The organism is Paraliomyxa miuraensis (assembly GCF_026337845.1).
Taxonomy (GTDB): domain Bacteria; phylum Myxococcota_A; class Polyangia; order Nannocystales; family Nannocystaceae; genus Paraliomyxa; species Paraliomyxa miuraensis.
In genome coordinates, this window is the sequence record NZ_JAOVZF010000154.1 from 352,639 (window position 1) to 370,046 (window position 17,408).

At 70.0% G+C, this 17,408-nt stretch carries 13 protein-coding genes; 7 read left to right on the forward strand and 6 right to left on the reverse strand.

All coding sequences use genetic code 11. The features are described 5' to 3' along the window. Position 1 precedes the first annotated feature (1 nt). Complete coding sequence (locus OEB96_RS23615) at positions 2-1,165, forward strand: SPL family radical SAM protein (protein WP_266218963.1); 1,164 nt, start codon at positions 2-4, stop codon at positions 1,163-1,165. Between the two features lie 8 nt (positions 1,166-1,173). On the opposite strand, the gene OEB96_RS23620 is transcribed toward OEB96_RS23615, so the two are convergent. Continuing rightward, positions 1,174-2,556 (reverse strand): hypothetical protein, encoded by a 1,383-nt coding sequence (locus OEB96_RS23620; RefSeq protein WP_266218964.1) that lies wholly within the window; start codon positions 2,554-2,556, stop codon positions 1,174-1,176. Positions 2,557-2,634: 78 nt separating this feature from the next. Then, positions 2,635-3,414 carry a 2OG-Fe(II)-dependent halogenase WelO5 family protein gene (locus OEB96_RS23625; RefSeq protein WP_266218965.1) on the reverse strand — a complete coding sequence of 260 codons (780 nt, stop codon included), beginning with the start codon at positions 3,412-3,414 and terminating at the stop codon, positions 2,635-2,637. A 112-nt stretch (positions 3,415-3,526) separates the two neighbouring features. Here OEB96_RS23625 and OEB96_RS23630 point away from each other — a divergent pair, with 112 nt between their 5' ends. After that, positions 3,527-4,378, forward strand: a complete 852-nt coding sequence (locus OEB96_RS23630; RefSeq protein ID WP_266218966.1) for a 2OG-Fe(II)-dependent halogenase WelO5 family protein — start codon at positions 3,527-3,529, stop codon at positions 4,376-4,378. Here OEB96_RS23630 and OEB96_RS23635 read toward each other — a convergent pair. Next, entirely contained in the window at positions 4,366-7,701 is a 3,336-nt protein-coding gene (locus OEB96_RS23635; RefSeq protein WP_266218967.1) for a B12-binding domain-containing radical SAM protein, read from the reverse strand. The two genes, OEB96_RS23630 and OEB96_RS23635, sit on opposite strands and share 13 nt — an antisense overlap. Positions 7,702-7,823: 122 nt before the next feature. Beyond that, on the reverse strand, positions 7,824-9,560 hold the full coding sequence (locus tag OEB96_RS23640) for a hypothetical protein (protein WP_266218968.1): 1,737 nt from the start codon (positions 9,558-9,560) through the stop codon (positions 7,824-7,826). Between the two features lie 154 nt (positions 9,561-9,714). On the opposite strand from OEB96_RS23640, the gene OEB96_RS23645 reads away from it, so the two are divergent. From OEB96_RS23645 to OEB96_RS23660, 4 genes are all read left to right on the forward strand, one after another. Continuing rightward, the gene (locus tag OEB96_RS23645) at positions 9,715-10,503 is read left to right on the forward strand and encodes a phytanoyl-CoA dioxygenase family protein (protein WP_266218969.1); all 789 of its coding nucleotides are present in this window, start codon (positions 9,715-9,717) and stop codon (positions 10,501-10,503) included. 6 nt (positions 10,504-10,509) lie between these two features. Then, complete coding sequence (locus OEB96_RS23650) at positions 10,510-12,354, forward strand: radical SAM protein (protein ID WP_266218970.1); 1,845 nt, start codon at positions 10,510-10,512, stop codon at positions 12,352-12,354. Positions 12,355-12,438: 84 nt separating this feature from the next. Then, on the forward strand, positions 12,439-13,479 hold the full coding sequence (locus tag OEB96_RS23655; RefSeq protein WP_266218971.1) for a radical SAM protein: 1,041 nt from the start codon (positions 12,439-12,441) through the stop codon (positions 13,477-13,479). Next, entirely contained in the window at positions 13,476-14,492 is a 1,017-nt protein-coding gene (locus OEB96_RS23660) for a radical SAM/SPASM domain-containing protein (RefSeq protein WP_266218972.1), read from the forward strand. Before OEB96_RS23655 ends, OEB96_RS23660 begins: the two co-directional genes overlap by 4 nt. A 9-nt stretch (positions 14,493-14,501) precedes the next feature. Here the strand turns inward: OEB96_RS23660 and OEB96_RS23665 are convergent, their stop codons facing one another. Beyond that, positions 14,502-15,401 carry a cupin-like domain-containing protein gene (locus OEB96_RS23665; protein WP_266218973.1) on the reverse strand — a complete coding sequence of 300 codons (900 nt, stop codon included), beginning with the start codon at positions 15,399-15,401 and terminating at the stop codon, positions 14,502-14,504. A gap of 83 nt (positions 15,402-15,484) precedes the next feature. On the opposite strand from OEB96_RS23665, the gene OEB96_RS23670 reads away from it, so the two are divergent. Further along, a complete protein-coding gene (locus OEB96_RS23670; protein ID WP_266218974.1) occupies positions 15,485-16,438 on the forward strand; it encodes a hypothetical protein in 954 nt (317 codons plus the stop codon). Positions 16,439-16,447: 9 nt separating this feature from the next. On the opposite strand, the gene OEB96_RS23675 is transcribed toward OEB96_RS23670, so the two are convergent. Continuing rightward, on the reverse strand, positions 16,448-17,350 hold the full coding sequence (locus OEB96_RS23675; protein WP_266218975.1) for a UbiA family prenyltransferase: 903 nt from the start codon (positions 17,348-17,350) through the stop codon (positions 16,448-16,450). Positions 17,351-17,408: the final 58 nt, after the last annotated feature.

Genomic DNA, 17,408 nt, shown 5'->3' on the forward strand with positions numbered 1-17,408 from the left:
CATGGACGTTCACCGGCACCTGCGAGCGCTGCTCGCCCCGCTCGTCGTGGGCGACGAGGTCTTGCCCGGGGTCGAGCTGGACGGAACCTCCACGGAGCTGGGGCTGCGGCTGCGACTCACGGCGGGAGAGCAGCGCATCTGGATCGACGTGACTCCGGTCGATCGCACCCCGAGGTGGGCCGCGCGCTCGCAGACGCTGGCGATCGGATACCGCGACGAGGGGGGGCGCAACGTCGTCGATCAGCGGCTCGGCTTGGCCCTCTGCCAGCGGATCGCTGCGATCATCGCCACCAACGAAGATGCGGTCGTGGGCGCGCTGCGCCGGGAGGCCGCGCAGGAAGCCCCCCTCGACGCGCGGGTCCGCGAGGTCACGGTGCCCACGGCTCTCGATGCGGCGGGACCGACGGAGGCCCCCTACTACACCATCAACCCCTACGTCGGGTGCGTGATCGGGTGTCGATTCTGCTACGCGCAGACCAACCTCGGGCTCATGCGACAGCTGATGGGGCTGGTCGAGATCCCGTGGGGGAGCTGGGTGGAAGTCCGCGCCAATCTCCCGCAGGTGCTCGCCGAGGAGCTCGCGCGTCTACCACCCCGTCCGATCAAGTTCTGTCCGATCGTCGGCGACGCGTACCAGGCGGTGGAGAAGAAGCTCCGCGTGACGCACGGATGCCTCGAAGCGATCCGCGACAGCGGACGGCCGTGGCCCACCATGATCCTGACCCGCTCCGCGCTCATGAATCGCGACGTGGAGCTGATGGCGTCGCTGCCCGCACCATGGGCCGGGGTCTCGCTACCCACCATCGACGACGCGGTGCGCGAGCACTTCGAGCCTCGCGCCTCGACCATCGCGCAGCGGCTCGACCTGCTGCGGAACCTGCGACGGGCCGGCGTCAAGACGATCGCGGTGGTCCAGCCGATCTTCGCCGGGCCCCTCGAGCCGCTCGCGGACACGCTCGCGGAGCACGTCGACGGCGTGTCCTGGGACGTCCTGCGCGGTGAGGAGGGCGCGAGGGCGGATTTCGACGATCCGCGGTTCGAAGCGACGCGCAGCGAGAGCTGGCAGCGGGACCGCGCGATCGCCTTGCTGGCCATGCTCGAGGAACGGGGCGTCGAGGTGTGGGACTCCGATCTTCCGCCGCCTCGCTCATCGCCGGGCTCGTAGCCCGGCCCCTATCCCGCGGGCGGCGGAGGCGGAGGCGGCGTCTCGTGGCAGACGCCGATCTCCAGGATGATGTACAGCAAGAGCAGCTCCTGTGGCGTCAGCCCGGGGTGGACGTCCTCGTCGGTGTGATAGGTGCTGAACATCATGCGCCCGCAGCCGTACTCGGCGCTGATGGTCATGGGCCGCACGGCGTCGGTCGGAGTGCACACCGAGCAGGGGCCCTCCACCCATGCACGATGACCCACGTCGACCGGCTCGCCCTCGTCGTTCTCCACCATCACCGGGTAGACGGCGTCGATGCCCGACCAGTTGTGCACGAGCTCCACCTCGGGCAGCGACAGCAGGTTGGGATGGCCGCCTCCGATGTCCTTGAGCGGCTCGGGCAGCGCCTCGAGCCACGCCAGCAGGTCCGGGTCGAGCACCGTCCCCGTGGTGTCGTAGTGGTCGAGGTCGGGATCGAAGGCCTCCCCGTGCAAGTGCTGGTAGTTGGGGAAGCTCTCGTAGAGGTACTCGTTGGCCCAGTCGGTCACGTACCACTTGCCGCCCTCCGAGACCCACTGGCGGATGTTGTCGATCCGCTGCGCGCTGAGGGTCCCCATGCCCACCTGCGCCATGCAGGGCACGAAGATGATGTGATACTGGCGCATCGCCTCGAGGTCGTCGAGCAGCGCCCCGCCCTCGGGCTGGGGCAGCAGATCGAATTTCTCGGTGCCCTCGACCAGGCCCCCGGCGTCGCTCACGTCGCCCAGGCCGATCTTCGCCAGGATGTTGTAGATGTTGTCGTTGGGGGTCCGTACCACCGCGATGCGGGGGATCCACATGCCGCCTCCCGGGTACCACCGGTCGGGCAGGTTGCTCTGGTCGGGCGCCACCACGTTCTCGCCCGCGACGACGTCGATGTCGGTCACGCGCAAGAACTGGCCCTTCTGCACCACGAGCTTGCGGCCGGCGCCGGCCGAGGCCGGCACCTCGAAGGTCCCATCGGCCTCGGTGAGCACGAATTGCTCGTTGCAGGCCACCTTCACGCACTCCGCACAGTACACCCCGTCGGGCACCGGCTCGGCATCGTTGGCGGTCACGTAGACCACCGCGCCGGCGATGGGGATCTCCAGGTTGGGTGCGTACACCGTGCCCCTGACGGTGGCGTCTTCGGTGGGCGTGCACGCGTCGCCCATGTCGAGCTTGGGTCCCCCGCCGATGGCCGCGTCGAGCTTGGGTCCCGTGCTGCCCTCGTCGTCGGCCGTGGTCCCGGTGGAGGTGGGGACGTGGGTTCCACCGCTGATGCCGGTCCCCTCCGCGGACGGATCGGCGGTGCACCCGGCCAGCACCAGCATCGAGACCACGGCTCCCAGTCCCATGCCCAGTCCCACACCAAGTCGCCTGTTCGTCATCGAGATCCTCTCATGTCGAGCCCGGGCCGGAACCAGCCTACCGCAACGGTGACGGGTTTGGGGCACGCAATGGGCGTGCTACGTCCAGAAGCTCATCTCCCCCCGCTGCGGGTCCACCGACACGAAGCCGTGGGTGTAGACCCGGTGTCGACCGCCCTCGATGAGCGTGACGGTGTGATAGCGGTTTGCATCGAACAGGATGAAGTCGCCCGTGCGGAAGCGGATGATCGTCTCCCGACGGAGGAGCGCATCGTCCATCACGAAGCCGCCCTGCTTCTCCGTGACCCACTCGCCGTCGCCCTGGGCGAAGGTCTTGTCGTAGACGATGAGGTCGCCGCCCCTCTCCGCGAGCTGGAGGTAGACGTTCCAGCTCAGCTGCACGGGGAAGCGCTTGATGCCGAGCCCCTCGATGTCGGCGGACCGGTCCACGTGCAGCGGGATGTGAGCGCCCGGGGGAAACGAGACGAACAGGCTCTCGAGGTAGGGCGCACCGTTCTCCGCCAGCACGAGGGTGCGCCAGCCCGTGACCTGCTCGAGCATCGTGCGTACGCGGTGGGCCTGGTTGGGCGTGTCCCCGTAGAGCGACGCGACCTTGGCGTTGAGCTCGCGGGTGCGGGCGAAGTACGCGTCGCACTCGCGGGGCATCAGCGGCTGGCCGACCTGGAGCGTGGGCAGCACCCCGTACCGACCCCGGTCGGGCTCGCTGGCGCCGAAGCGGTCCACCAGCGCAGCGCAGGTTTCGGCGTCGAGAAAGCCGCGAACGACCACGTAGGCGATCCGACCGTCGAGCACGTCCTGCACGTCCGCCATGGTGACGGTCTGGACCTCGCGCCCCTCCCAGGCGGTGGTTGCCGACATCTGTGCTTGCATCCCGAGGGCTCCTGGCTGGAGCGGTAGCGCACGAGGCGCGCGAGCGACGATAGCGTAGCGCATCATTGCCACCATGGGCCGCCGAAGCTAGCGTAGCGGCGTGCGGCAGGCCCTTGAGGTCGACGACCTGGACGCCTCCGTGCTCGCGGAGCGCCGCCCCAACGGGCTGGCCCAGGTGCGCGCGGGCAACGGCTTCGCGGGCATGATCATTCGCAACGTCTTCCCCGAGGCGACGATGCAGGAGATCGTCCGCCGCCTCGAGGCGGGCCTCAGCCGCATCCCGCGCAACGAGTCCGACTACTACCCGGGGGTCGTCTTCGGGCGCGTACTACCAGCGGAGCGCGACGCCACCCTGCACGCCTACTTCGAAGAAGCCGCGATCTACCGCGAGGAATCCAGGCGCCTCTTCGACGGCTTGCAGATCGACTTCCTCACCCGCCTGGAACGCATCCTCTCCAGCATGGCCGGGGGCCGCGAGGTCCGGCTGGCCCGGAGCGAGGACGGCCGCGAGTACCAGGCGTTCTCGATTCGCACGATGATGCCCAGCGGCCAGATCGGTCTGCACTACGAGAACGAGGCGTTCGACGCCGAGTCCATGGCGGGTCTGCGACGGATCTGCGGCGCCGGCGTGCGCCCGCACCTGCTCAGCATCTACCTCACCCTGCAGGCGCCCGAGCGCGGCGGAGAGCTCGGCCTCTACTCCATCGGCGAGGACGATCCCGACACGCCCACGCTCAAGTACATGCCCCGCGACGACGCCCGCACCTACGAGCACTTCGAGCGCACGAGCCCGCACCACCGGCTGCGCGCGGGCACGGGCGACATGTTGCTGTTCGACGCCGGCCGCTACTTCCACCGCGTGGTTCGGGTCGAGGGCGAGCGCGACCGGTGGACCATCGGGTCGTTCATCGTGCTCTCCGAGGACGACTCGACGTTCTGCTACTTCGCGTGAGCCCGGCCTCGCTTGGGCGGCACGGGCTGCTCGCGCCGCTCGGGCAGCACAGCGAGGCCGCGGCCCTTGGCGGCGCTCCGGTACCCGAGCAGCGCGGCGCGCATGAGGGGATGGAGCGCCTCGATGAGCACGTCGAGGACGCGCATGCCCGAGCCTCCCTGGGCACGTTGGTTGCCCTGGGCCCGCTCGTACGAGTAGGCCAGGCCGTGGGCCGCCTTGTAGTGGCGCTGGCCCTCCACCGCGGGCACGACGCGCAGCGTCAGCGAGCCCTCGGTCCTCTCCACCGAGACGAGCAGACCCCGGCGCACGTCGGCATCGACGGCAACGACGTCGACGAGGGACCAGCCCGTGGCCGTCGCGCGCCGCTGCACCGCCTCGCGCAAGCCAGGCAGCAGCTCCACGTCCCGCGAGGTCGGACGACCGGGCGGCGGCTCCATGCTGCGCCGCTGCTGCCGCTGCTGCCGCTCCTGTTGCTGGGTGCGCACGACGATCTCGTCGGTGCGCGGACCACCGCGACCAAAGCGGTCCGCGCGATCGGGTCGGAAGAAGCGCCAGGTGCCCACGGGCTCGCCGCTCGGATCCTCCACCTGGTCGTCGAGCCACTGGCAGGCCGCCTCGATGTCCTTGCGCGACCAGCCCTGGCACGACAGGATGCGCAGATCGAAGGGGTCATAGACGAGGTCGAAGCTGGCGGGGGCCTTGGTCATCAGGGCCCCCGGGAGGACCAGCGTGTGGAACACCCGTACGTTCACGGGCAGCGTGCGCACGCGCTCCACCGTGCGCCTGAAATTGTCGGGGGTGTCTCCCGGCAGGCCCATCATCACCTCGACCGTGGCCTCGGGGACGATGGCGCCCACCTCGTGCACCACGCGGTTGAAGCGGTCCACGTCGAACTTGCGCGACACGCCCTTGAGCACCTGGGGATCGAAGGACTGCAGACCGATGCCCGCGTAGACCGCGGTGGTGTCCTCCAGGAAGCGCAGGTGCTCGTCGTTGGTGTGCGAGGGATAGATCTCGCAGCGAAAGTTGCCGAGCTTCTTGAGCGCGCCCACCTCGGCCTCGGCGCGGGACAGGTTCTTGAATGCGCGGGCGTTGAGGTTGAGCCCCGCATCGACGAGCCACGAGCCCTTGGCATCGAGTGCGGTCAGGGCCTGGAGTTCCGCGAGGAGGTACTCGAAGCCGAAGGTGCGCCCCGAGGCCCCCGTATCGCCCCACTCGCAGAAGGTGCAGGACAGGGGACACCCGCGAAACGACTCGATCTCGCAGGTGATGCCCGAAGGCACCAGGCCCATCTGGTAGGGCGAGGGATGCACGTCGGGCGAGCCGAGCTTCAGCGACGCCGTACGAAACCAGCGCTCCCCGTCGTGCAGCGCGAGGCCCGGGATCCGCCGCAGCGTCGACAGCTCGCGATCGGGCGACAGCAGGATCTGCTGGATGCAGTACTCGCCCTCGTCGGTGACGAGCACGTCGATGACCTCGGCCGCGTCGCTGTGCTGGGGCAGCGCGCACATCTCCGGCCGCGACGAGGGGCCGCCGAAGACCACCAGGCGGTCGGGACGCGCTCGCTTGGCGCGACGGCAGACCTCGAGCAGCAGCGGGAACGACCACACGTAGGCGGATACGCCGATCACATCGGGATCGAAGTCCTCGATCTTGGCCGCGAGCACGGCCGGGTCGAGCGACGTGGACTCGAGCAGGGCCAGCTCGCTGTCCGCCAGCGCGGGGTGACCGAGGATGGCCGCCTGGATCCGACGTACGCCATAGTTGAACGGCCGGATGTCGTCGCTGTCCTCGTGCCGCCAGGGATCGTGGCAGACCAGCGCGATGCGACGCGGCCGGGGGCCCGATGTTCCATGAGCGCGGGACCCATGCGGTCGGGGCCGCGCGGAGCGGTCTGCTGGAGCAGCCGGCGGAGGAGTTGCTCGAGGGGCCGCTCGATCGGCCGCAGCCTCCTGCGTTTGCGAGCGCAGCTCGGGCGGGCGCTCGCTCGTGCCGTGGTGAGCCCTGGTCTCGGGGCCGCGCTCGATGCCGTACCAGAGCTCGCCGTGCCGCTGGCACAGATCGCTCAGGCGCTTCTTGGTGTCGACGATGTCCTGCGCGCTCCATCCATCGCAGGAGCGCATGGTGAGCGTGACGGGATCGAAGTCGATCTCGCAGCCCTCGGGCGCGCGCGTCATGAGCCCGTCGGGCAAGACCAGCGCGTGATAGGCGAACACGTCGGCGGCGTCGCTGACCTCGAGGGCGAACTCGATGGTCCGCCAAAACGCCTCGGGGCTGTCGCCGGGCAGGCCGAAGATGACGTCGATGGTCGGGCGCGTGACCTCTTCGATGAGGCCCATGCCGCGCCTGAATTTCTCGGCGTTGAAGCGCCGGCCCATCGATGCGTGGGTATTGGGCGAGATCGTCTGCAGACCCACGCCCACCGTGTGGATGTTGCAGCCCCGCAAGAAGTCGATGTGCTCCTCGCGGACGTAGTCGGGGTAGAGCTCGAGGGCGACCTTGGCGTGCTCGAACAAGCCCACCTCGGACTCGGCGGCGACGAGGTTGCGGAAGGCGCGTCCGTTGAGGTTGATGCCCGCGTCCACCAACAACACGCTCTGGAGACCGAGGCGGCGGAAGGTGAGCAGCTCCTCGGTCAGCCACTCGCGGGAGGCCACGCGCGACGGGTCGTCGGCCACGCCCCACTCACAGAACGCGCAGGACATGGGGCAGCCGCGGAACAGCTCGATCTTGCCGGGCACGTGGGCGGGCGACAGGCCCATGCGGTAGGGCGAGGGCATCTCGTCCAGCGGCTGGACCGGCCGTCCACCCGCGCCGCCCGCCCGAAAGCCGAAGGGCGTCGGCACCATGACGCCCTGGATCGCGAGCAAGGCGTCGCGGTCGATGGCTTCGAGGGCGAGGATGCTCGCGATCACGGTCTCCCCCTCGCGAGCGACCAGCGCGTCCACGAGGCGATGGCAGTCCCGGTAGGGGGGCAGGTCGAACATGGCCGGGTGCGCACACGGCCCGCCGAAGACGATGGCCATGCCGGGAAGGCGCGGGCGGAGGCGCTTGGCGACCTCGACGAAGGTCGGGAACGACCACATGAAGCAGGAGGCGGCGAAGACGTCGGGGCCGAATGCCTCGATGTCCGCGGCGAGCGCCTCCACCTCGCCCTCGCCACACGAGAACAGGCGGGTGTCGTTGTCGGGGCACGCCTGCACGGCCGCCGCGAGCACGCGGTACGCCCCATAGCTGAACACGTCCCACGGATTGTCGGGCTTGGGCTCCTCGCCCCTCCCCTGCGTCTCGACGTAGGCGATTGCGACCTTGCGTTGGCGCACCGCGGTCATGCTCCCGAGCGAAGATCGACCCGCGACAGGCACTGGTCCAGCATCCCTCCACCAGCATCCTCCCGTGGATCCCCGGTGGATGATGAAAGTCTGTTCGGGGGGCCCTGCCGATGTCAAGGCGCGTGGGGGCGGGAGCGGTGCAAGCGCACGAGCCGAATCGCCGTCGGTCCGTCGCCATCGACCCCCACCGCGAAGTCCTCCTCGACGGTGAACGTCACGCCCGCGCGCTCGGCCGCCCGGGCGAGGGCCGACTCGTACGCCATGGCATCGTGCTCGTCGGTCCGGGTGGCCGACGCGGGGAGCACCACGCGGGCCGGCAGGGCTCCCGGGTGGTCGATGAGCCACCCGAAGCGGGTCTCCACGCACTGCGTGTCGCCGTCGTTGCAGGAGTTGAAGACCCGCTCGAGGCGCACGGTCGACAGCTCACCACGCCCGAGGGAGTCGATCACGCCAGCCAGGTTGTAGGTGGTCGTGTAGATCGTCGCGGTGGGCTCGGGATGCTCGATGAGGTGCGCCACCAGGCGTCGCTCGGCCTGTGCGTTGATGGACAGGGGCACGTCGTCGGCGGTGGAGATCCGGCCGTAGGTCGAGTGGGCCAGCCCGAGCGCATGGATGGAGGCGAGCGCGAGGGCGGTGCGACGGGGGCTCTTGCCTCCGGGGACCCCCCGGGTCTGCAGCCAGCGCGCCGCGGCCGTGACCGCCATGGCCACCATGATCGCGAACGAGCCGTGTAGCGGGGCATAGTTGGCCGCCGGGCGCTGGTTGTACAGCTCCAGGCTGACGAGCACGAAGCCGATGACGAGGCAGCCCGTGAGCGCCTCGAGGGGGTGCCCTCCCCACGAGCCCAGCACGCGCACGGTCTGCACGAGCACGTAGAGCATGGCGAGGGCGAACAGCACCGCGGTCGCGATGCCCAACCCGCCCAGCGGCTCCCACTGCGCGGTCATGTAGGAGCCCGTGTCGGTACCAAAGCGCACCACGTTGACGAGCTCGAGTCCCAGGTCCTCGAGGGTCGTGGGACGGGCCAGGAACTCCGTGCGCTTGAAGATCTGCTGACTCAGCCCTCCTCCCCCCAGCATCAGGTTCGGCCCCCACAGCGGAGCGAGGCCGAGCACGAAGCCGACCGCCGCCTTGCCCACGTTGGCCATGGGGATCCCCCGCAGCGCCTTGACGCGCCAGGCGACGAAGACGATGGCCACCAGCAGGAAGGCCGCCTTCACGTTGGAGGTCATGGCGAGCCCCGTCAGCAGCCCCGTCAGCAGGGGGCGGCGCGGCCCCGCGGATCCCTCCCCGGATCCCTGCTCGGACCCCTCGGGCCCGAGCACGGCGAGGCCTGCGAGCATGAGGAAGACCCACGGCGCCACCTCGTACTGCAAGAGCGTGGCGTGCAGCAGGATGAAGGCCGGGCTCACGCAGAGCACGAGAGTCGTGACGTCCGCCGTGAGCTCGTCCTTGAGGCGGCGCACCAGTCGGTGGATCAGCAAGAGGGACAGGAGGCCGACCAGGAGCCCCCAGCGGCGCAAGCCGAACACCGTGCCCGCATGCAACGGCCAGCCGAGCAGGGAGTGCCAGTGCGGAATGCCCGACGCATAGGGCGCGATGAGTACCGGCAGGGACAGCCCACCCGTACAGACCGCGAGCTCGGGGCGCCCCTCGGAGCTCACGGTGACCGGCGGGTTTGGATCGGCACAGGACGGCTCGACCTCGAGGGCACCATCGTTGGCGACCAGTACGCGCGCGGGCCGGGTCGGAAACGTGGAGATCTCCTCGTGGTGCGCGGGAGTCCGTCCCGAGGTCCACCAGCCCAGCCCGAGGAACAGCAGGCAGGACAGGACGAGCAGCGGAGGCACACGGCGCCTCGAAGACGGCTTCGCTTCCGCACCCGGGGGGAAGGACGGCACGGCCCCGCTTAGCACGAAAGCCGGGCCACATGGGCGAATTTCGCCCTTGCAGCCCGGCGTACTAGACTCGTCGACGGAGACCCGAGAGGTGCATGAAGGGGGCATGAGCGCGAGGGCTTCGAGCTTGGGTCGGGCCGACGCCGCAGCTCTGACCGCGCTGAGGGAGCAGGGCTACGCGGTCTTCGAGCGCGCCTACTCCAACGAAGAGGTCGCCTTCCTTCGCGGGCTCTTGTTGGCCGAGTGGGAGAAGCTCGGGCGCCCCGCCCTGGCCGCCAATCCCCCCGTGCGACCGGCCCCGAACGTGGAGGTGGGGCCCGCGGGCATCGTCTTTCACGGCCTCTCGAGCGCCTACCCCGAGGTCGCCCCTCGCCTCTACAAGCCCGACATCATCGCGACCATCCGAGGCCTGCTCGGCGAGGACATGCGCCTCGAGCTGCCCGCCGGGGTCCTGAGCGACGAGAGCCGGCCGTTCTTCAGCTGGCACACGCACATCGACGGGGTCGACGACGCCTACTACGACAACGCGCGGCCATTCGAAGCCTTCGAACGCTCGGCCCGGGTCACGCACCTCCTCTATCTCGACGATCTGAGCGCGGACAACGGACCGCTGCTGGTGCTGCCGCGCCGGATCACCGATCCTACGGCCCCGCCCTTCGACACGAACGAGGATCATTGGCCGGGCCAGGTGGTGATCGACTGCCCTGCCGGAAGCGTGGTGGTGATCGAGCAATGCACCTGGCACGCCGCCTTCCAAAGGCGCGTGCCGGGGATCCGCGCCTTCGTCGGCAGCTACTTCCGCGCCGCCGACACCCCGCCCACGCCCTTGACGGATCCCCAGCTCTCGAGCTGGAGGGGAGACGATCCGCTGTTCGCGTCGTTGATCGGACGGTGATGGCCCATGGACGTCGTCCGCATCGAGACCAACCGATCGTGCATGCTGCGGTGCGGGCATTGCTCCTGCTCCACGCGCGAGGATCCCGTCGTCGTGCGCCGCGCCCCACAGGCCATCGCCGCGGCGCTCGAGACCGACCCCCGCGTCCTCGTGCTCGGCGGCGGGGAACCGCTGCGACGTCGTGATCTCGAGCGGCTGGTGGCCTTCGCCAAGCGAGCCCACCAGGCAGATCGGGGAGCCGCGGACCTCGGGCCACGCGAGGCGCGTCGGGTGATCCTCGAGACCACCGCCCTGGGTCTGACACGCGCGCGGGCCGAGGCGCTGAAGGCCGCCGGCCTCGACCGCGTGCGCGTGCGACTGCCCGGCTGGGGACCGGTCTACGAGCAGATCACCGGTGTGCGCGGAAGCTTCGCGAGCGCGCTCGCCGGCCTGCGTGCCGCGGCCGAGGTCGGGCTGCGGCTCGAGCTCGAGGTGCCGGTGCTGCGAGCCAACCTGGCGACCCTCGCACGGATCCCCCGGCAGCTGCGCGAGCAGGACGTCGAGCTCGCCACGCTGTGGCTGCGCCTGCCGGAGCGGGATCGCGAGCCGGTGACGTTGCGCGAGGCGGTGGCGGCGATCGAGGCCACCGAGGCCGAGGTCAGGGCCTTGCCCCCTCCGCGCATGGCCGACGCGATGCCGACGCGGTTACGCCTCGCCACCGGCGGGCTCCCGCCCCCGTGCATGTTCGAGCGCCCCGCCCAGATCGCGCATGCCTACGCCCTCGATCGCGGTGCCGCTTCGCAGCCCGGCTACCGACGACCGCCGGGCTGCCGAGGCTGCACGATCGAGGATCGCTGCCCTGGCTTCCCGACCGGTGCGCTCGAGCGCGAGCCCGGCCTCGAGCCCGCGCCGATCTCGACGCGGCGGGTCGCGCGAAGGCTGTCCGTCGTGCGCGGCGTGGAGGACCAGGTCGCTCGAGAGCTGGTCAGCCGCGAGCTCGGCCGCGACACCGACGGCAACGCCTGGCTCGTCCACACCATCCGGGTTCAGTTCGCGTGCAACCAGGCGTGCGACTTCTGCTTCGTCTCCACGCACCTGCCCGACCCGCCGCACTCGGCGGTCTGCCGGGCCATCGACGAGGCGGCCCGCGAGGGGGCCCACGTCGCGCTGTCGGGTGGCGAGCCGACCCTCAACCCGCGGCTGCTCGAGTACCTGCGCCACGCCCGACGGGCCGGCGTCGCGTCGATCGAGCTGCAGACCAATGCGATCCGCCTCGCGGATCCGCAGCTCGCGGCCGCGGTGGTGCAGGCCGGCGTCGACACGGTGTTCGTCTCGCTGCACGGCAGCCGCGCCGAGATCGGCGATGCCGTGACCAGCGCGCCCGGGACCTGGAACAAGACCGTCGCCGGCATCGATCAGCTCGCGGCCCTGGGCGTCCGCACGCGGCTCAACTTCGTGATGTGCCGCGCCAATGCCACGGACTTCGGTGCGACCGTCGAGCTCGTCGCCACGCGCTGGCCTCGGCTCCACCTGACGTTCTCGTTCGTCTCTCCCTCGACGGATCTCGTGCCGCGAACCCCCGAGCTCATCCCCCGCTACTCCGAGGTCCTCGAGCCGCTGGTCGCCGGACTCCGCCGCGCCCGTGAGCTGGGGGTGCCGGTCACCGGGTTCGAATCGATGTGCTCGATCCCGCTGTGTCTCATCCCCGACGGCCTCGACGGCCATGAACGGATGCCGGAGATCGGCGAGCCCAGCGAGGAGTTCGAAAAGCCCCCGATCTGCGACGGCTGTCGCCAGCGCACGCGCTGCTGGGGGCTGCGGCGCGGCTACCTGAGCCTCTACGGTAGCGAGGAGCTCCGCCCGTTCTCGTGATCCGTTCGTCGGGGGGCCGTCGGGGGCCGTTCGAGCAGCGGCGTCGGTGAGCATGCGGGACCGAGACGCGATACTCTCCCCGAGATGGACGCGTCCGCTCGGCCGCCGCAGAAGTCGTGGGCCGCGAACTCATGGGCCGCCACCGCTCGCTCGGCGGCCTCGCTCGCCCGCTTCCTCGCCGCCCGAGCCGTGGATGGCAAGCACCCGCTGGCGGTGACCCTGTGCCTCACCAATCGCTGCAACTTTCGCTGCGAGTACTGCCACATGCCGGGGACCCGGCGTGACGAGCTGACCACCGAGCAGTGGCTCTCGGCCATCGACCAGTTCCGAGCGGGCGGCATGATCCGCTGCAGCCTCATGGGAGGCGAGCCGCTGCTCCGCAAGGACGTGGGGGAGATCATCGAGCACCTCGTGTCCCGGGGCGTGCACTCGGCGATGAACACCAACGGATGGCTGGTGGAGGACAAGCTCGATGACGTGGCCAAGCTGAACATGGTCTGCGTGGGTCTGGATGGCCCGCGCGAGATCCACGACCGCCAGCGCCAACGCAAGGGCTCGTTCGATCGAGCGGTGCGTGCCATCGAGCTGCTTCGGGGCCGCGGCGTCGAGGTGGTGACCATGTCGCCGGTCACGCCGGGGAGCATCGATCACGTCGACTTCATGATCGACATGGCGCGCCGGATGGGATTTCGCGCGGGCTTCCAGATCGAGCACGATGCGGACTGCGACGTGCGCAACCCCATCGGGCCCGGGCTCTCCGACGAGCGACTCGGGCAGCTCGCCCGCCACCTCATGGCCCGCAAGGCCGAGGGCGCGCCCATGGCCATCTCCAGCACCTTCCTCTCGACCTTCGCCCGGCGAGGGCGTCGCATGCTCTCCTCGTGCGCCGAGTGCCGCGTGCCACGCTACTCCTGCATGGTGAGGCCGGATGGCATGGTGGTCCCTTGCTTCCTCACCCAACACCAGGGGCCGATGATCTCCGGGGCAGAGCTGGGCTACCTACGGGCATTCCACGAGCTCGTCCAGCCGGCCGATGCGAGCTGCTCCTCGCAGCCCCTGATGGAGATGAACTTCCTGCTGGGGCTGCGGCCCGCCGCCGTCCTCAACGCACTGAGGCTGACATGAGCACGCACCTCAAGATCATCTCCGAGGTGGCCAGCCTCACGCGGCCCTTCGGTCGCTATCTCGCCTCGCGAGTCACGGGCGGCAAGATCCCGCTGGCGGTGACGCTCTCGTTGACCAATCGCTGCAACTTTCGCTGCGTCTACTGTCACGTACCGGCCTTGCCTCACGGCGAGATGGACACCCAGGAGTGGCTGCACGCCATCGACGAGCTGGCCGCCGCCGGCATGATCCGCGCCAGCGTCATGGGCGGGGAGCCGCTGCTGCGCGAGGACTGCGGCGAGGTCATCCGGCACATCAAGCGCCGCGGCGTGCATGCGGCCATGAACACCAATGGGTGGCTCGTGGAGGAGCGGATCGAGGACGTCGCTCGACTGGATGTGGTCTGCGTGAGCATCGACGGACCCAAGGAGGTCCACGACGTCCAGCGACGCAAGGGCTCCTACGACCGGGTGGTGCGGGCGATCGAGCGCTCGCTGTCCGCCGGCGTGCAGGTCGTGACCATGACGGTCGTGACGCCCAAGAGCCGCGAGACCATCGACGTGGTGCTCCGGATGGCGAAGGAGATGGGCTTTCGCGCCCACTTCCACCTCGAGCACGACGCCGATTGCGACACCAACAAGCCGATCTCGCCGCAGATCGACGACGCGGGGGTGGCCGACCTGGCGCGGCTGTTGATGCGGCGCAAGGACGAGGGGTTTCCCGTGGGGCCCTCCCGCACGTTCCTGAGGGCGCTCGCCGACAAGGGGCGCCGGCTTCACGGCTGCGACACGTGCTACGCGTCGCGCTACTTCTGCCACGTGATGCCCGACGGAACCGTGGTTCCCTGTCTGCTCACGCACCGCTCCCCGGGTGCCGTATCGGGCCGAGAGCTTGGCTACGTCGAGGCCTTGCAGCGCCTGCCCCAGCCCATGGACGCCGGGTGTTCCTGCGAGCCGCTGCAGGAGATGAACATGATGCTCGGCGGCCACCCGGAGGTCGTGCTGAACGCGCTCGGACTCGCCGGTAGGTCCTGAGCTCGAGCGCTAGATGTTCAGGCCGCGCAGGCGCTTGTACAGATCGGAGGCCATGCACACCGGCAGCATCGCCACCGGCGACCACCAGTGGTTGATGGTGATCGAGGCCCCCAGCGACAGAGCGTAGTGCCACATCCGGCTGGGCATGAAGAGCATGTCGCCCTCGGCGAGCTCGCAGTGCCATCCGTGCGCCAGTGGCAGCCGGGGAAAGCGTCGAAAGTCCGGAGCGCCGAGGTCTGCCCGAGAGAGGTGAGGCACGCTGGACCACGGCGGGAACGGGTACAGGTTCCGGTACTCGCTCCAGGGATAGAGGAGGAACCGCTTGCGGCCGTAGAGCTGCGCGATGAGGTTGTGCGGCAGGTCGAAGTGCAAGCGGCTGACCGTGCCCGGAGCGCTGAACCACAGATTCCGGCGAAGGCGGAGGCCCCCTCGGCAGTACACCGGATCGACCCACTCGGCCCGGAGCCGAGCCGGCAGCACCTCCAGCGGGGCACGAAAGTAGCCCTGCGGAGTCCGTCCTGCGATCACGTCATCGGCATACTCCGAGAGGTCGGTCTCCCGCAGCTCGAACCCAGTGCGCGCATCCAGGCGCACCTGACCGTCGGGGATCACGTAGGCCCTCGCGCGCACGGAGCCGGCGTGCTCGCGGAGATGGCTCGGGGTCCAACGACCCACGGCGGCGGCGTCTTGCAGCGCACCGCGAATCACCAGCGGCAAGCCAGCGCGCCCGAAGCGATGCAGGGTGGGAAGCGACGGCCGGGTCAGGCACCTCACCGGGCGCAGGGGCAGCGGAGGGAGCCCGGGCTCGGCGGTCGAGGCCTCGTCTCGATCCGGATCCGGCGTGGGCAGAGCCTGGGGCTCGTCGCCGGCCGTGTCGGGAGGCGATACCACGGGCAGTCGATGGCGCATCGTCGGCAGGCGCCAGGGTACCACCCCGGCACCGCGCGTCGACGCCGGATGCTCCTCGACCGCGGTATGCTGCGAGAGCCACAGTGACCCGCCGATCCACCGACGCCACCGCCGAAGTGACGACTCGCGGGGCGGGCCGGCGAGGGTCGCTGCTGCTACGGTGGGTGCTGGGGTCGTCGTTGGTGGGCTGGGTGTTGGGGACCGTCTCGGGTGACGCCGTCATTGCTGCGTTCCGCTCGGTGAACCCCCTGCTCTACGGAGCGTTCTGCGTGGGGTTCGCGCTGCTGAACCTGCTGCTCGACGGCGTGGCGGCGGTCCCCACCCACCGCCACGCCGCCCCCGACCTGAGGTTACGAGAGTACCTGGTGGTCCGTGGCGCAGCCCACCTCGGCGGCGCCATCAACGTCCACCTCGGACAGGCGCAGGTGGGCTCGCTGCTGGTGCGCGTGTACGGGGCCGGGCTCACCGACGTGCTGGCCACCACCCTCATCTGCTATGGCACCACCCTGGGGGCGCTGCTGCTCCTGGGTGCCATCCCCCTGCTGTCGTGGGACGCCCCCGCGTGGCTCTCCACCGGCATCCTCGGTGGCCTGACCGCGGCGGTCGCCTACGGGGCGGCCCTGCTGTGGCCACCCCGCGCCCTCGCCCGGCTTCCCGTGTTCGCCCAGCTCCGCCAGATCGGCGTGACGACCCAGCTCCGCCTGCTGGTGCTGCGCTTGCCCACGGTGATGCTCCACATGCTCGGGATCTGGGTGGCCTATGCGTTCTTCGGCATTCGCCTCGCGCTCGACGATGCGGTGGTGGTGATCCCATTGCTGACGGTGGTGAGCGCGGTGCCCCTGGTTCCCCATGGGATCGGTGCGAGGGATCTGGCGGCGCTCTCCTTGCTCGGGGCCGCGGCCGGTCCCCAGCAGCTCGCCAACCTGGTGTCCGCGGGCGTCGCACTGGCAGCCGGGAGCACGCTCGCCCAAGTGGTGGTGGGCCTGGCCTTCATGCCGGCACTCGAGCGACTGCGAGCCCGACGGACGGCGCTCTGACTCCCTGGGCTAGATCACCGCGACGAACAGCAACGCACCGCTCACGGCGCTGGCGAGACGATGGTAGGCGCGCAGCTCGGCGACTCGTGCATCATCGGCTCGGCATCGCCACAGCAGCCACGGAACCACCACGACGTACGGGATGGCGTGAGCCACGAGCCAGGTGGGCACCGCCGCCCGCTGGGCCAGGAACCACGACGCCGCCAGCACGCCGGCGCCCGCCACCGCGGTCGCGAGCACGACGCCTCGAGGTCCCAGCAGGCCGAAGGTCGTCTGCAGACCACCGTCCCGATCTTCCTTGGCGTCGGCCGCCTCGTGCAGGAGTTGGTTCTGGAGCAGGAGCGCGCTGAACGTGGCCACCAGCGCCCACTGGGCCGGGCTCACGGCCTCGCCAGCCAGTCCCATGAGCATCAGCGGAGCGAAGCACCCCACGTTGAGCACGGTGCAGATGATGGGATGGCCCTTGAGCCGTGGGCCCACGGAGTACATCGTGCCCGACACCACGCTGGTGAGCGTGGCCACGAGGACCAGGGACGACGCGCTGGCGGCCAACATCGACGCGAAGCAGGGCATCAACACGGCGAGCGCGTAGTGCAGGCGTGACGGGCCGTGATCCCGCACGAACGGGTTCTTGGACACGCTGTGGTCCAGATCGCGATCGGAGATGGCGTTGAGCAGGTAGCCCCAGCCGAGCACCGTGGCGCCGAGAACGAACCCACGGCCCAGGGCGGGCAGGCTCTGCAGCAGCGGGAGCGCTCGATCGAAGCACGCACACGGCAGCACGGTGAAGTGGAGCCACTGCATGGGACGCAGCGCATCCATGATGGTGGCCGTCCCCAGCGATCCCGGCGCGCGAGGGGGGCGCTCCGCTACGGCCCGGTGGGTGTCGACGGCGGGGCAATCGGCGTTCATGGGCTCGAGGACTCGGTCGCACTCTACCGCAGCCCACCATCGCCCGCGAGATCGGACG

Bases quoted from the DNA above. Each gene is read 5' to 3' on its own strand.
- OEB96_RS23615 (WP_266218963.1), top strand. From the start codon at position 2: ATGGACGTTCACCGGCACCTGCGAGCGCTGCTCGCCCCGCTCGTCGTG.
- OEB96_RS23620 (WP_266218964.1), bottom strand. From the start codon at position 2,556: ATGACGAACAGGCGACTTGGTGTGGGACTGGGCATGGGACTGGGAGCC.
- OEB96_RS23625 (WP_266218965.1), bottom strand. From the start codon at position 3,414: ATGTCGGCAACCACCGCCTGGGAGGGGCGCGAGGTCCAGACCGTCACC.
- OEB96_RS23645 (WP_266218969.1), top strand. From the start codon at position 9,715: ATGAGCGCGAGGGCTTCGAGCTTGGGTCGGGCCGACGCCGCAGCTCTG.
- OEB96_RS23650 (WP_266218970.1), top strand. From the start codon at position 10,510: ATGGACGTCGTCCGCATCGAGACCAACCGATCGTGCATGCTGCGGTGC.
- OEB96_RS23655 (WP_266218971.1), top strand. From the start codon at position 12,439: ATGGACGCGTCCGCTCGGCCGCCGCAGAAGTCGTGGGCCGCGAACTCA.
- OEB96_RS23660 (WP_266218972.1), top strand. From the start codon at position 13,476: ATGAGCACGCACCTCAAGATCATCTCCGAGGTGGCCAGCCTCACGCGG.
- OEB96_RS23665 (WP_266218973.1), bottom strand. From the start codon at position 15,401: ATGCGCCATCGACTGCCCGTGGTATCGCCTCCCGACACGGCCGGCGAC.
- OEB96_RS23675 (WP_266218975.1), bottom strand. From the start codon at position 17,350: ATGAACGCCGATTGCCCCGCCGTCGACACCCACCGGGCCGTAGCGGAG.